Origin of the sequence: Amycolatopsis sp. YIM 10 (genome assembly GCF_009429145.1) — a bacterium.
Taxonomy (GTDB): domain Bacteria; phylum Actinomycetota; class Actinomycetes; order Mycobacteriales; family Pseudonocardiaceae; genus Amycolatopsis.
The window spans coordinates 7,389,917-7,402,154 of record NZ_CP045480.1; the positions used below are offsets into that span (position 1 = coordinate 7,389,917).

14 protein-coding genes are annotated in these 12,238 nt (G+C 71.6%); 3 read left to right on the plus strand and 11 right to left on the minus strand.

Annotation, left to right across the window (positions count from 1 at the left end):
- Position 1: 1 nt before the first annotated feature.
- The 4 genes from YIM_RS34790 to YIM_RS34805 all read right to left on the minus strand — a co-directional run bounded on the left by YIM_RS34790 (position 2) and on the right by YIM_RS34805 (position 4,607).
- Positions 2-1,975: a DUF6807 family protein gene (locus YIM_RS34790; RefSeq protein WP_153034343.1), complete on the minus strand. Its 1,974-nt coding sequence runs from the start codon at positions 1,973-1,975 to the stop codon at positions 2-4.
- Complete coding sequence (locus YIM_RS34795) at positions 1,972-2,838, minus strand: carbohydrate ABC transporter permease (protein WP_153034344.1); 867 nt, start codon at positions 2,836-2,838, stop codon at positions 1,972-1,974. Before YIM_RS34795 ends, YIM_RS34790 begins: the two co-directional genes overlap by 4 nt.
- Positions 2,835-3,737, minus strand: a complete 903-nt coding sequence (locus YIM_RS34800) for a carbohydrate ABC transporter permease (protein WP_153034345.1) — start codon at positions 3,735-3,737, stop codon at positions 2,835-2,837. The genes YIM_RS34795 and YIM_RS34800 overlap by 4 nt, the downstream gene beginning before the upstream one ends.
- A 126-nt stretch (positions 3,738-3,863) precedes the next feature.
- Entirely contained in the window at positions 3,864-4,607 is a 744-nt protein-coding gene (locus tag YIM_RS34805) for an SDR family oxidoreductase (protein ID WP_153034346.1), read from the minus strand.
- 75 nt (positions 4,608-4,682) lie between these two features.
- Here YIM_RS34805 and YIM_RS34810 point away from each other — a divergent pair, with 75 nt between their 5' ends.
- Positions 4,683-5,156, plus strand: a complete 474-nt coding sequence (locus tag YIM_RS34810; protein ID WP_153034347.1) for an Rrf2 family transcriptional regulator — start codon at positions 4,683-4,685, stop codon at positions 5,154-5,156.
- Between the two features lie 9 nt (positions 5,157-5,165).
- Here the strand turns inward: YIM_RS34810 and YIM_RS34815 are convergent, their stop codons facing one another.
- From YIM_RS34815 to YIM_RS34825, 3 genes are read right to left on the minus strand one after another with little or no spacing between them, the layout of a single operon-like run.
- Positions 5,166-6,377, minus strand: coding sequence for an RNA polymerase sigma factor (locus YIM_RS34815; RefSeq protein WP_228004207.1), 1,212 nt, complete (start codon positions 6,375-6,377; stop codon positions 5,166-5,168).
- Complete coding sequence (locus YIM_RS34820) at positions 6,374-6,709, minus strand: YciI family protein (protein ID WP_153034348.1); 336 nt, start codon at positions 6,707-6,709, stop codon at positions 6,374-6,376. The genes YIM_RS34815 and YIM_RS34820 overlap by 4 nt, the downstream gene beginning before the upstream one ends.
- Before the next feature lie 11 nt (positions 6,710-6,720).
- A complete protein-coding gene (locus tag YIM_RS34825) occupies positions 6,721-7,347 on the minus strand; it encodes a dihydrofolate reductase family protein (protein ID WP_153034349.1) in 627 nt (208 codons plus the stop codon).
- Between the two features lie 201 nt (positions 7,348-7,548).
- On the opposite strand from YIM_RS34825, the gene YIM_RS34830 reads away from it, so the two are divergent.
- Positions 7,549-7,758 (plus strand): hypothetical protein, encoded by a 210-nt coding sequence (locus YIM_RS34830; RefSeq protein ID WP_153034350.1) that lies wholly within the window; start codon positions 7,549-7,551, stop codon positions 7,756-7,758.
- A gap of 4 nt (positions 7,759-7,762) precedes the next feature.
- On the opposite strand, the gene YIM_RS34835 is transcribed toward YIM_RS34830, so the two are convergent.
- Complete coding sequence (locus YIM_RS34835; RefSeq protein WP_153034351.1) at positions 7,763-8,524, minus strand: sulfite exporter TauE/SafE family protein; 762 nt, start codon at positions 8,522-8,524, stop codon at positions 7,763-7,765.
- Positions 8,525-8,608: 84 nt separating this feature from the next.
- On the opposite strand from YIM_RS34835, the gene YIM_RS34840 reads away from it, so the two are divergent.
- A complete protein-coding gene (locus YIM_RS34840; protein ID WP_153034352.1) occupies positions 8,609-9,496 on the plus strand; it encodes a LysR family transcriptional regulator in 888 nt (295 codons plus the stop codon).
- Here the strand turns inward: YIM_RS34840 and YIM_RS34845 are convergent.
- The 3 genes from YIM_RS34845 to YIM_RS34855 are packed head-to-tail and all read right to left on the minus strand — an operon-like array spanning position 9,487 to position 12,212.
- Positions 9,487-10,089 carry an HAD family hydrolase gene (locus YIM_RS34845; RefSeq protein ID WP_153034353.1) on the minus strand — a complete coding sequence of 201 codons (603 nt, stop codon included), beginning with the start codon at positions 10,087-10,089 and terminating at the stop codon, positions 9,487-9,489. The two genes, YIM_RS34840 and YIM_RS34845, sit on opposite strands and share 10 nt — an antisense overlap.
- Positions 10,090-10,098: 9 nt before the next feature.
- The gene (locus YIM_RS34850) at positions 10,099-11,337 is read right to left on the minus strand and encodes an SLC13 family permease (protein WP_153034354.1); all 1,239 of its coding nucleotides are present in this window, start codon (positions 11,335-11,337) and stop codon (positions 10,099-10,101) included.
- Complete coding sequence (locus YIM_RS34855) at positions 11,334-12,212, minus strand: LysR substrate-binding domain-containing protein (RefSeq protein ID WP_153034355.1); 879 nt, start codon at positions 12,210-12,212, stop codon at positions 11,334-11,336. The genes YIM_RS34850 and YIM_RS34855 overlap by 4 nt, the downstream gene beginning before the upstream one ends.
- Positions 12,213-12,238 lie beyond the last annotated feature (26 nt).

Genomic DNA, 12,238 nt, shown 5'->3' on the forward strand with positions numbered 1-12,238 from the left:
CCTACCTTTCGCTTGTCCGGCGGAGCAGCGCGGCCGCGGTCCGGCGGTCCAGCCGCCCGTCGGCCACCACGGTGCGGATCCGCCTGCTCACCGATCCGGTGCTCAGCGGCCGCTCCCAGGCCAGGCCCGGTCCGATGCCGGGATAGTCGCGTTCCCTGGCGAACCAGCGGTCGCGGTCGGGACCGCACTGGGTGAAGACCAGCGTCCAGTCCCGGCCGGACGGTGAGGTGCCGGAGAGCCCCACCCAGTCGGCGGCGGCCCCGTTGATCGCGTCCTCACCGTCCGCGTCGGCGGTGAACACCCGGCGCCGCGTGGCGGAAACCGGGGCGCGCCAGAAGAAACCGCCGTACCCGGCGCCCGCGCGGCCCTTGGTGTGCGAACTGCGGATGGTCAGCGGCATGCGGTCCGTCCCGTCGAGCCGGAAGGTGAAGTCCAGCTCCCAGCAGCCCGGCAGCCGCGAGGGTTTGTGGCGCCGGGCGATCACCGTCCGGCGTTCACGGGCCACCAGGCGGCCGTCGGGATCCAGCCACTCCAGCAGTTCGGTGAACCCGCAGGATTCCCGGCGGGTGAACCGGAGGTGGCGCTGACTGCCGTGGTCGGACAGCCAGCGCGGGCCCTGGCCCTGGACGTAGGTGCGGCCGCCCCAGAAGTTCGTACCGTCCACATCGGACACAGCGAGCCCGACGCCGAGGTGGTGCGGGTGGTCCACCGGCGCGGTTTCGCTGACCTCGGTACCGCCGAGCGTGCGCACCGAATAGAGGTAGGGGCGCGGGGCCACGGTCCGGGGCAGGCCGTCGGCGTGCCAGCGGTACGCCGCGACGTCGCGGTCCCCGGCCCGGAGCAGCTGTTCGGCGGGTGCCCACGGCACCTCCAGTTCGGAGAACATCGCCAGGTTGTCCGCGCTGCGCCGGGTCAGCCGCTCGATCCCGGCCAGCACCCGGCCGCCGTTCTGCCCGGCCAGGTGCACCGGCGGAATGGGCCGCGGCTCGGCGGCGCGCCGGACCGCGTCGACCACCCGCATGAAGGCACCGGTGCGCTGCAACGGAACCAGCAGCTCGGCGCCGGTGCGGATGTGCGCGACCAGGTTCTCCAGCAGGTCGGTCCGCGCGTGCCGGGTGACCTCGTCCGGCACACCGGGTCGGCGCAGGCACACCTCGTCGGTGGTGTAGGTCAGCTCCGCCTGCCCGTGCTCGCCGTGCACGACCACCGCGGGCTCGTGGCGGCGTTCCGCGCACATCGAGACCGCGACGGTGATCACCGTGCCACTCGCCACCCGCAGCCGGACGCACGAGGTGTCGTCGGCTTCTATCGGGTTGGCGCGGTACAACTCCACGTCGATCTCGCGCAGCGACTCCGGCGTCTCGGCACCGGCCAGCGACAACGCGCTCGCCACCGCGTGCGCGAACGGGTTGGTCAGCGCGCCGTCGGTCACCGCGAAACCGTTGAGCCGCCGTTTTCCCGCCCACGGCGCGCGTTCGAAGTAGGCGGCCGGTCGCGCCCAAGCACCGGCGACGCCGATCCCGCGCACCTGCCCGAGCTGATCACCGGCGAGCAGTTCGCGCAGGTAGGGCAACGCCGCTGAGCCGAGGCTCTGGAAGCCGACCTGGCAGGCGAGCCCGGTCGAAGTGACCACTTCGGACAGTCGTGTGTAGTCGGCGTAGCTGCCGGCCGGCGGTTTCTCCAGCAGCAGGTGCGCCCCGGCGCGCAGCGCCTCGGTGCCCAGCTCGGCGTGCGTGTGGATCGGCGTGGCCAGGATGACCAGCTCGGCACCGGTGTGCCGGATCAGCGGGGCGAGCCTGCCCGCCTGTTCCGGTTTGCCGAATCCGGCCAGCTGCGCGGCGTCCACCGGCCGGGTGTCGCACACCCCGGCCAGCCGCACCGCGCCACGGTCGGCCAGCCGGCGCAGGTTGTCCAGGTGCCATCGGCCGTGCCCGTGCACCCCCGCCAGCACCACCCGCACCGGTTCCACGCTCATCCCTTCACCGCACCCGCCGACAAGCCCTGCACCAGATACCGTTGGATCACCGCGAAAACCAGCACCACCGGCAACGCGGCCACCACGCCACCGGCGGCCAGCGCGCCGAAGTCCACGCTGAACTCGCCGAGGGTGAAGGCCAGCCCGACCGGCACGGTGAACTTGTCCTGGTCGCTGACGAACATCAGCGCGAACAGGAAGTTGTTCCAGCTGTGGATGAAGGCGAACGAGCCGACCGCGACCAGGCCGGGCCGCAGCAGCGGCAGCACCACGGCGAGAAAGGCACGCAGACGCGTGCAGCCGTCGGCCTGCGCGGCCTCTTCGAGTTCCACCGGAATGCTCGCGATGAACCCGCTGATCAGCACCAGCGACAGCGGCAGCTGGAACACCGTCTCGGCGATCACCAGGCTGCTCAGGCTGTTCACCAGGCCCAGCGTGCGGAAGATCTCGAACAGCGGGATGAGCATCATCGCGCCGGGGATGAACTGGCTGCACAGCAGGGAAATCAGGAACACGCGGCGGCCGCGGAAGCGGAACCGGGCCAGCGCGTACCCGCCGGGCAGCGCGATCGCCGTGGTCGCCACCAGCGAGGCCACGCCGACCAGGAAGCTGTTCTGGAAGAACACGCCGAAGCCCATGCCGTTCCAGACCGTTTCGAAGTTCTCCAGTGAAATCGGCCACGGCACCAGTGAGGACGATCCACGCGGGCGCACCGCGAAGACCAGCATCCAGTAGAACGGCACCAGCGTGAACAGCAGGTACAAGCCGAGCGGAACGTAGATCTCCCAGCGCCGCTTCTTTTTCCTGGCAGGCGGTGCCGACGGCGGCGCGACAACCGGCGGGGCGGCTTCGGTGGCGGTCATCGCTGTGCTCCGTAGCGGCCGATGCGCAGGTAGAGGATGGAGAAGAAGGTGAGGATGAGGAACCCGGCCATGGTCAGCGCGGAGCCGTAGCCGAAGTCGTGGGACTGGGCCGCGGTGGAGGCCACGTACAGGGGCAGCGTGGTGGTCTGATGGGCGGGGCCGCCGCCGGTCAGCGTGTAGAGCAGGTCGACGTTGTTGAACTCCCAGACCGCGCGCAGCAGCGTGGCGAGGATGATCGTGTCGCGCAGGTGCGGCAGCGTGATGTGCACGAACCGGCGGACCCGGCCCGCCCCGTCCACCGATGCGGCCTCGTACAGGTCCTTGGGCACGCCCTGGAGGTCGGCGAGCAGCAGGATCGCGAAGAACGGCACCCCGCGCCACAATTCGGCGAGCACGGCCGCGGAGAACACCGTCGACGGATTCGCGAGCGGTGCGGCCCCGTAGTCCATCAGCCCGAGGTCGGCGAGGTAGCGGGACAGCCCGGTGGTCGGGTTGTAGAGCAGGACCCAGATGCCGGTGGTGAGCACCCCGGACACGGCCCACGGCGAGAACACCAGCGCCCTGGCCACCGCCCGCCCGACGAAGGTCTCGTTCACGATCAGCGCGAGGGCGAGCCCGAGGATGAACTGCAGTGATACCTCGACGGTGACCCATTTGGCGGTGAACGCGAGGCTCTGCCAGAACAGCGGGTCGTCGGTGAGCATCCTGGTGAAGTTGTCCAGCCCGGCGAACCCGTCCAGCCACGGTTTGCTGAGCTGGCGGTGCTGGAGGCTGTAGTAGACGACGCTGGCCACCGGGTAGACCAGGAAGGCCAGCATCGCCAGCACCGCGGGAGCGATGAGCAGGTACGGCGTCCGGGAGTCGCGACGGCGGCGTTTGCGCTCCCCCAGTGCCACCATTCCCGATCTCCGTTCACCGCCGGACCGGACCTGAGATTACGGATCCGCAGGAGGACAATGAGGGACTGAACGTGGACTTTCCCGACCACCGCACTCCCCGGATGGCCGCCCGGACCTCCCCCGCCCCTACTCCTGCCCCGCCAGCCACTCCTCAAACGGCGTCGGCTCAATCCGCGCCCCAGCCCCCGGCAGCAAAACGTTCCCCGCCATGGAAACCCCGAACACCCCATCCCAAGTAGGCACCAGCTTCACCGCGCGACCCCGCGCTGCCAGCGTTCGCCGGGCCATGTCCACCAGGTCCTGCGTCTCGGGCCCGGCCACATCCGCGTACCGCCCCTTCGGCTCGCCCACCGCGATCTCCGCGAGCACCCCGGCCACGTCCGCGGGCGCGATGGGCTGCACCAGCAACGGCGCGATGGTCGCCACTCCGTCCTGTTCGGTCCAGCCGGTCACCATCTCGGCGAAGTCGTGGAACTGCGTCGCCGGGACGATCGTCCACGGCACCGGACCCTCCGAAACCAGCCGCTCCTGCTCGCGCTTCCCCGCGTAGTGCGCGTTCCCGCCGACATCGGCGATGCCCACGATCGACAGCAGCACGTGGTGCCGCACCCCGGCCCGCGCCTCCGCCGCGAGCAGCGTGCGGGTGGCCGTTCCCAGGTAGGCGACCGTCGCCGCCTCGTCGGCTCCCGGCGCGTTGATCGCGTCGACGACCACCTCGGCCCCGGTCAGCGCCTCGTCCAGCCCAGCGCCGGTCGACAGGTCCACGCCCAGCGAGCGGCTGATCCGCACCACCTCGTGCCCCTGCCGCTCCAGCGCCGCCACGGTGAGCCCGCCGATGTTGCCGGTCGCCCCGGCCACAGCGATTCGCATGTTCATCCCCTTCCAGACGTCCGGAAAGCTATCACGGACTTAGTGGGTCCACAATATCGCCTATAGACTGGACGCGTGAAGCTTCCGGTCAGCACCGAATGGGCCCTGCACTGCGCCACCAGCCTGGCGCAGCTCGAGCCGGGAGCCAGCGCGTCGACGAACCAGCTCGCCGTGTACTTCGACCTGCCGGCGCCCTACCTGGCCAAGCAGCTCAAGGCACTGGTCCGCGCCGGGATCCTGGCCGCGTCCACCGGTCCGCGCGGGGGTTTCCGGCTGGCGAAGCCCGCTGCCGAGATCACCCTGCTGGACATCGTCGAGGCGGTCGACGGTGCTTCGGCGCCGTACGAATGCCGCGAAATCCGCCAGCGGGGCCGGGGCGCGTTGCCCGCGGAAGACTGCCGGAACACCTGCGTCCTCGCCGCCAAAATGGCCGACGCACACAACGCGTGGCGCCAGACCCTGGCGAACGACACCCTCGCGACCATCCTGGACGCCCTACCCCCGACCGCCCCCGCACGCACCCGGCGCCTCCTCACCGAACTGCGCTGACACTCGGCCCTATCGGCCGAGCCGCCCCAACTGCGTCCGCAGGAACTCGCGCTCAACATCGTTGCCGACCAGTTCCAGCGCCCGTTCGTAAGCCACCGCGGCCTCGCCCGCCCGGCCGAGCCGCCACAGCAAATCCGCCTTGACCGCGGGCAGATAGTGGTACCCGGCAAGCCGATCGTCGCCCTCCAACCGGGCGACCTCGGCCAGCCCCGCCTCGGGACCATCGGCCATCGACACCGCGACCGCCCGGTTCAGCGCGACCACCGGCGACGGCCACACCCGCGCCAATTCCCCGTACAGCACCAGAATCTGGCTCCAGTCGGTGTCCGCATAGGACGGTGCCGTGGCGTGCAGTGCGGCGATCGCGGCCTGCAGCGCGAACCGGCCTGGACGCCCACCGCGCAGGGCGGTGACCACCAGCCGGTCCGCTTCGGCGATCAGCTCCCGATCCCACGCCGAACGGTCCTGTTCGGACAGTCGGAGCAAGCCGTCCCCGTCCGCACGGGTACCGCGTCGCGCGTGGTTGGCCAACAGCAACGCGAGCAGCCCGCACACCTCCCGCTCCCCCGGCAACAGGTCGTACAGCAGTCGCGCCAGGTCCACCGCGCGTCCGGCCAGGTCGTCGTCGGTCAGCGAAGGCCCGGCCGCCGCGGTGTGCCCGGCGGTGAAGGCCAGGTGGAGCACGGTCAGCACCGCGTCCAGCCGGTCCGGCAGCTCGTCCGGCCGCGGCATCCGGAACGGGATGCCCGCCGCGGCGATCTTCTTCTTCGCCCTGGTCAGCCGCGCGGCCATGGCGGTCTCGGCGACCAGGAACGCCTCCGCGATGCCCGCCGTGCCCACCCCGCAGACCAGTCGCAGGGTGAGCGCGACCTGCGCCTCCACCGACAACGCCGGGTGGCAGCACAGGAAAACCAGGCGCAGCCGGTCGTCGCGCGCCGGCTCGGCGGCCTCCTCCGGCTCCACCAGCAGGTGCAGTTTCGACCGCAGCGTCCTGGACCGGCGGAGCAGGTCGAGCGCGTTGCGCCGGGCGGCGGTGTTCAGCCAGGCACCCGGATTGGCCGGGACGCCGTTGGCCGCCCAGTCCACCAGCGCGGCGGCGTACGCGTCCTGGACGCATTCCTCGGCCTGGCCGAGATCCCGGGTGACGCGCACCGTCGCGGCGAGCACCTTGGCCCACTCGCGGCGGTGCGCGTCCGCGACCGCCGCCGCGGCGGTGCTCACGGTTCGAACAACGGCCGCACCTCGACCGCACCGTCCATGATCGGCAGCAGCTTGCCGATCGCGACCGCGGTGTCGAAGTCCTCGGTCTCCACCACGAAGAAGCCCGCGATCACTTCCTTGGTCTCCAGGAACGGGCCGTCGGTGACCAACCCTCCCTTGTGGATGGTCCTGGTTTCGGCGACCGGCCGCAGGCCCTGCTCGTGCACCACCCGCGCGCCCATCGCGGCGATCTGGTCGCCGACACGCAGATTGGCCTCCATCACCTCCGGCGGGATGTCCGCGACCCCGCCGGGCAGTTCCTTCTCGTAGATCAGAATCGCGTACTGCGGCATCGGCTTCCCCTTCACCAGTTCCCGGTTTCCGGCCCCAGCGCACCGTAGACCGGTTCGCCGTCACGCGCGTACCGGCCGGCCAGCACCCCGGTGCGCAGCGTGGCCGAGCCGACGAGCCGCAGTCCGGCGGGCACGGTGCCCTCGCCGAACAACCGCTTGCCGGAGCCGAGCAGCACCGGGAACGACAGCACGTGCAGTTCGTCGACCAGATCGTGCCGCAGCAGCGTCTGGACCAGTCCGGCACTGCCGTGCACCTGGATCTCCCCGCCGTCGCCCGCCTTGAGCGCGCGCACGGCTTCGGGCAGGTCACCGGTGAGCAGCGTGGAGTTCTGCCACTCCACGCTCTTCAGCGTGCGCGACGCGACGTACTTCGGCATCGGGTTCAGCAGGGAGCCGACCGGGTCGTCCGCCTCGGTCAGTGGCCAGCTCGCGGCGAACACCTCGTAGGTCCGGCGGCCCAGCAGTAGTGCGCCCGCCCGCGCGGTGAGCCCGGTCATCAGCTCGATCGTGGGCTCGTCGACCAGGGGCGCGGCCCAGCCACCGTGGGCGAACCCGCCTTCGGTGTCCTCGTCCGGCCCGCCCGGCGCCTGCATCACCCCGTCCAGCGAGGTGAAGGCGATGACCACCAGTTTCCGCATTTTCTCTCCGCTCGTCGCGACGCCCGATCGGCGCCCTCAACTCACTCGACGCGCGAGCACGGGCGAATTCGACAGCGGATGTGATCTAGGCCGAAAAGTCGATCTTCACTCGTCCGAATGATTGACGGCCCTGCCCCGTTCGGCCACAGTGAACACCTGTCCACTCAAATTCCGGCTGTCGGCTCGACTCTTCGGGGCGTCATGACTTTTCCCGCACACCAAGGCACTCTCCAACTCGACGCGGCGCTGTTCCCACTGGGCGCACCGGGCGCGTTCCCCCGCCGCAACCGCACGCACGCCCGGCTCAGCGGGCTGCGCACCAAGGTCGCCTGGCCCACCCAGACCGATCTGGACTGGTACGAGCACACCGATTTCCGCAAGCGGCTGCTCCACCGGCTCTGGCACCTCTGAGTACTCAGGCACCCTTCACGAAGTACAGCACCGTCATGGTGGCCGCGGTGGTCAGCACGATGCCGCGCACCAGCCACGCGGGCAGCCGGCGCGCCCACCGCGCGCCGGCGAACCCGCCTGCCACCGCGCTGCCCAGCACGACCAGCAACGGCACCGGTTCGTCGAGCACGTCCGAAGCGAACAGGAACAACACGGTCGCGGTGAGGAACACCGCGGCGATCTGGGCGACCCGCATCGGATTGCCCGCCGCCGCGTCCAGCCCGAGGCCGACGCTCCACAGCGCGAGCATCAGGATGCCTACGGCTCCACCGAAGTAACCGCCGTAGACGCAGAGCAGGAACTGACCGGCCAGCACCGCCTTCGCACTCATCCCGCCCGCCGCGTCCAGCGTGCCGAGGCGGCGCGCGAGCGGACGGCCGAAAGCCAGCACCACGGTGGCGAAGGCGAGCAGCCACGGCACCACGACGTCGAACGAGGACGACGGCAGCACCACCAGCAACCCGGCCCCGAGCGCGGAGCCGAGCACGCTCATCGAGGTCAGCGCGGGCAGCGAAGTCCCGCCCACCGGGTGGATTTCGCGCCGGAAGACCCAGGCGCTGACCGCGGCACCCGGCACCAGTGCGACGGTGGTGGCCGCGTTCGCGGTGACCGGCGTGAGCCCGGCCGCGACCAGCGCGGGCAACGCGACGAAAGTGCCCCCGCCGCCGACCGCGTTCAGCGCGCCGGCGGCGAGTCCGGCCAGCACCAGCATCAGCAACTCGGGCACCAGCCGAGCATCACCGGAACCCGGTACCCGGCACAATGCGTGATCTCCGCAGTCAGCCTCTGCCCAGGCCATAGGCTGATCGGCATGCGTTACGACCTCGACGATCTCCGGCTCTTCGTGCACATCGTCACCGAGGGGTCGATCACCGCCGGGGCGCGGCGAATGCGGTTGAGCCTGCCGTCGGCCAGTGCCAGGGTGCGCTCGCTGGAGCGCCACGCCGGGGTCTCGCTGCTGGACCGCGGCCGGCGCGGGGTGCGGCCGACCCCGGCCGGGGCCACGCTCGCCCGGCACGCCAGGGAGGTGCTCGACCGGACCGCCCGGCTGGAGAACGCGGTCGCCGGGTACGCCCGCTCCCCCGCCGAACCGCTGGTGCTGGTCACCGGCAGTTCGGCGATGCACCGCCTGGTGCCGCCCGCGCTGATCGCGTTCCTGCTGGAGTACGCCGACCAGGACGTGACCGTGCTCGAACGCCGGACCCCGCAGACGGTGCGGATGCTCACCAGTGGTGAGGCGGATCTCGGCATCGTGATCGAGGACGAGGCGCGGGATTCGGGGCTGGAGACCGAACTGCTCGGCGACGACTCGCTGGTGGTGGTCGGCCAGGCGGGCGGGGTGCTGGCGGGCCGTGGTGGGCTGGCCTACCGCGAGATCGCCGAGCACCCGCTGGTCGGCCTGGTCGCGAGCGCGCCGTTGCAGCGCTGGATCGACAAGAACCTCGGACCGCACGCCCCGGTGGCGCGGTACCGCACGCTGGTCACGAATCTCGACACGCAGATCTCACTGGCCGCCGCCGGGGTCGGGCTCGCCGTGATCCCACGCCGCGCCGTGCCGCCGGGGCGGGCACTGGACGTCTGCGAACTGCACGATCCGTGGGCACACCGGCGGCACCTGCTGTGCTGGGGTGCCCGGGTGCGCCAGTCCTCGCGCGCGGTCGCCGCGCTGGCCGAGCACCTGCGCCGCGTCTACACCTGAGCCACTGCGTCGAACCAGGGCAGTTCCTCCGACGGGCGCCGGTACCGGACGACGTCCACGCCCGCCTCGCGCGCCGCAGCGATGTCGTTGTCGGTGCTGCCGACGAACGCGCAGGCCTCCAGTGGGACCACGAGTTCCCGGATCGCCGCGGTGATCATGCCCGGTGTCATCCGGTCCGGACCGGTGCGCCCGGCCAGCCGGCGCACGTGCTCGTCCAGCCCGTGCACCACCAGGAAGGCCCGGATCGGATCGGCCGCCAGGCCGCCGACCACAGTGATCCGCGTACCCGCCGCCGCCAGCCGGGCGAACGCGCTGAGCACACCGGGCGCCAGGCGCGCCGCCGCGACCATCTCGGCTTCGAGGCGGCACAGCTGGGTGTGCACCGCGCGCTCCGTGGCGGGACCGATTGCCGCCGCGTGGGCCAGTACAACGTATGGATCGTCGGTCCGCTCCACCTTCCGCGGCGGTTTCGCGTCGCCCAGCATGACCCGCAGCCGACCGGCCATCCCGTCCCCGGCGGGCAACTCGGCGACCGGGCCGTCGAACGCGACCAGCACGTGATCACGTTCGGCAAGAAGCTCTTCCGCGCGCATCCGTCCTTACTACACCTGCAGCGCGCCCCACAGGGCGATAACCGCGAGCACCAGGCAGGCGGGCACGGTCACCAGGCCGAGCCGGGTGAACTCGCGCAGGTTGACCTCCGTGTCGTGGTCGTGGAGCACGCGCCGCCACAGCAGGGTGGCCAGTGAACCGGCGTAGGTCAGGTTCGGCCCGATGTTCACGCCCAGCAGCACGGCCAGCACCGCGCCGGAACCGGCAGGCACGGTCAGCGGCAGCAGCACCAGCACCGCGGGCAGGTTGTTGATCAGGTTGGCCAGCACCGCGGCGACCACCGCGATGCCGAGCAGCGCGAGCAGTCCGCTGCCGCCGGGCACCAGCCGGCGCAGGCCGTCCGCCAGCCCATTGTCCACAACGGACCGGACGACCACGCCCAGCGCCAGCACAAAAGCCAGGAACGGCAACGAAGCCGCGCGCACGAGCGCGCCCGCGGTGGTGCGGCGGCGCACCAGCGCGCGGACCGCCAGCACCAGTGCCCCGGCGGCGGCCGCCCACGCCGGATCCAGGCCCAGCGCCGAAGTGACGGCAAAGCCCGCCAGTGTCAGCGCGACGGTGACCAGCGCGAACCAGGGCATCGCGACCGGCTCCTCCGCGAGCCGGCCGCGTCCGGTCAGTTCCGCGGCGAAGAACCGCCGGAAGGCCAGGAACTCCACGGCGATCACCACCAGCCACGGCAACGCCATCAACGCGGCGAACCGGGTGAAGCTGAGCCCGCTGGCCGTGAACGCCAGCAGATTGGTCAGATTCGACACCGGCAGCAACAGCGATGCCGAGTTCGACAGGTGCGCGCAAGCGTGCACGTGCGGCTTCGGCGGCAACTCCAGCCGTCGCGCGGTCGCGAACACCACCGGTGTGAGCAGTACGACGGTGGCATCAAGGCTGAGCACCGCGGTGACCACCGACGCGATGCCGAACACCCCGCCCAGCAACCGTTTCGGCCGCCCGGCCGCGGCACGAGCGAGCCACACCCCGCAGGCGTGGAAGAGTCCTTCGTCCGCGCACAACCGCGCGAGCACCAGTACCGCGGCCAGGAATCCGGTCACCGGCGCCAGCCGCACGACCTCCTCCCCGGCGTGCTCGACCGGGATGGCGCCGACCGCGATCAGCAGCACCGCGGCCGGGACCGCGACCACCGCCTCGGGCAGCCCGCGCGGCCGGATCACCGCGGCTGCCAGCACCAGCGCGAGCAGCACGACGGCCAGGATTTCGGCGAACAGGTTCACCCCGCCGCCACTGCCCCGGCGGTGCGCTCGAGCGCGGTGAGCAGGTGCCGCAACGCCGGTCCGGGTGGTCCCGGTGGCACGGCGAGCGAGGTGGTCAGCACCTGACCGGACAGCGGGCGGACGACCACCCCCGGCACCGATGGCAGTCCGGTCCCTTCGTAGAACACGGTCCACGACGGCGGGCCCGCCGCGATCTCGGCCATGGTCTCGGCCAGGCTGGTGAACGGCGGCCCCTCCGGCGGGTCGATCCCGGCCGTCGCGCAGGCGTCGCGGATCAGGTCGTGGAACGGCGGATTGTCCGCGCGCGGAGCCAGCCGCACGGGCAGGTCGGCGAGATCTTCCAAGGACAGCAAGGATTTCGCGGCCAGCGGGTGCGCGGCGGGCAACGCCACGAGCAGCGGATCGTGCCAGACCGGCAGCAACTCCAACCGGCGGGCCGCGGGCAGCGCGCGGACCAGCGCGGCGTCCAGCTCACCGGACCGGACCGCGGCGAGCCGCTCGGCGGGCGCGAGGCGCTTGAGCCGGACGCGCAGTTCCGGCGCGAGGTCGGCGAGTTCACCGAGCACGCGGTAGATCCGGTCACCGGGCCCGTGCACGGTGCCCAGCCGCACCACCCCGCCGTCGGCCACCTCGGCGGCCACCGAGCGGACCCTATCCGCCGCCGACAACACCGCCAGCGCCTCGGGCAGCAGGCGTTCCCCGCCCTCGGTGAGCCGCCGCGCCGACCGGTCGAACAACCGCACCCCGAGTTCGCGCTCCAGCCGCCCGATCTGCTGGCTCACCGCCGACTGGACGATGTGCAGCCGCTCGGCGGCCCGGCCGAACCCGCCCGCTTCGGCGACGGTCACGAAGTACCGCAGCTGCCGCAACTCCATCGCCCGCCCCATCTCGATCAGTGATC

Coding starts and splice junctions, on each gene's coding strand:
- YIM_RS34790 (WP_153034343.1), bottom strand. CDS start 1,975: ATGAGCGTGGAACCGGTGCGGGTGGTGCTGGCGGGGGTGCACGGGCAC.
- YIM_RS34795 (WP_153034344.1), bottom strand. CDS start 2,838: ATGACCGCCACCGAAGCCGCCCCGCCGGTTGTCGCGCCGCCGTCGGCA.
- YIM_RS34800 (WP_153034345.1), bottom strand. CDS start 3,737: ATGGTGGCACTGGGGGAGCGCAAACGCCGCCGTCGCGACTCCCGGACG.
- YIM_RS34805 (WP_153034346.1), bottom strand. CDS start 4,607: ATGCGAATCGCTGTGGCCGGGGCGACCGGCAACATCGGCGGGCTCACC.
- YIM_RS34820 (WP_153034348.1), bottom strand. CDS start 6,709: ATGCCGCAGTACGCGATTCTGATCTACGAGAAGGAACTGCCCGGCGGG.
- YIM_RS34825 (WP_153034349.1), bottom strand. CDS start 7,347: ATGCGGAAACTGGTGGTCATCGCCTTCACCTCGCTGGACGGGGTGATG.
- YIM_RS34830 (WP_153034350.1), top strand. CDS start 7,549: ATGACTTTTCCCGCACACCAAGGCACTCTCCAACTCGACGCGGCGCTG.
- YIM_RS34840 (WP_153034352.1), top strand. CDS start 8,609: ATGCGTTACGACCTCGACGATCTCCGGCTCTTCGTGCACATCGTCACC.
- YIM_RS34845 (WP_153034353.1), bottom strand. CDS start 10,089: ATGCGCGCGGAAGAGCTTCTTGCCGAACGTGATCACGTGCTGGTCGCG.
- YIM_RS34855 (WP_153034355.1), bottom strand. CDS start 12,212: ATGGAGTTGCGGCAGCTGCGGTACTTCGTGACCGTCGCCGAAGCGGGC.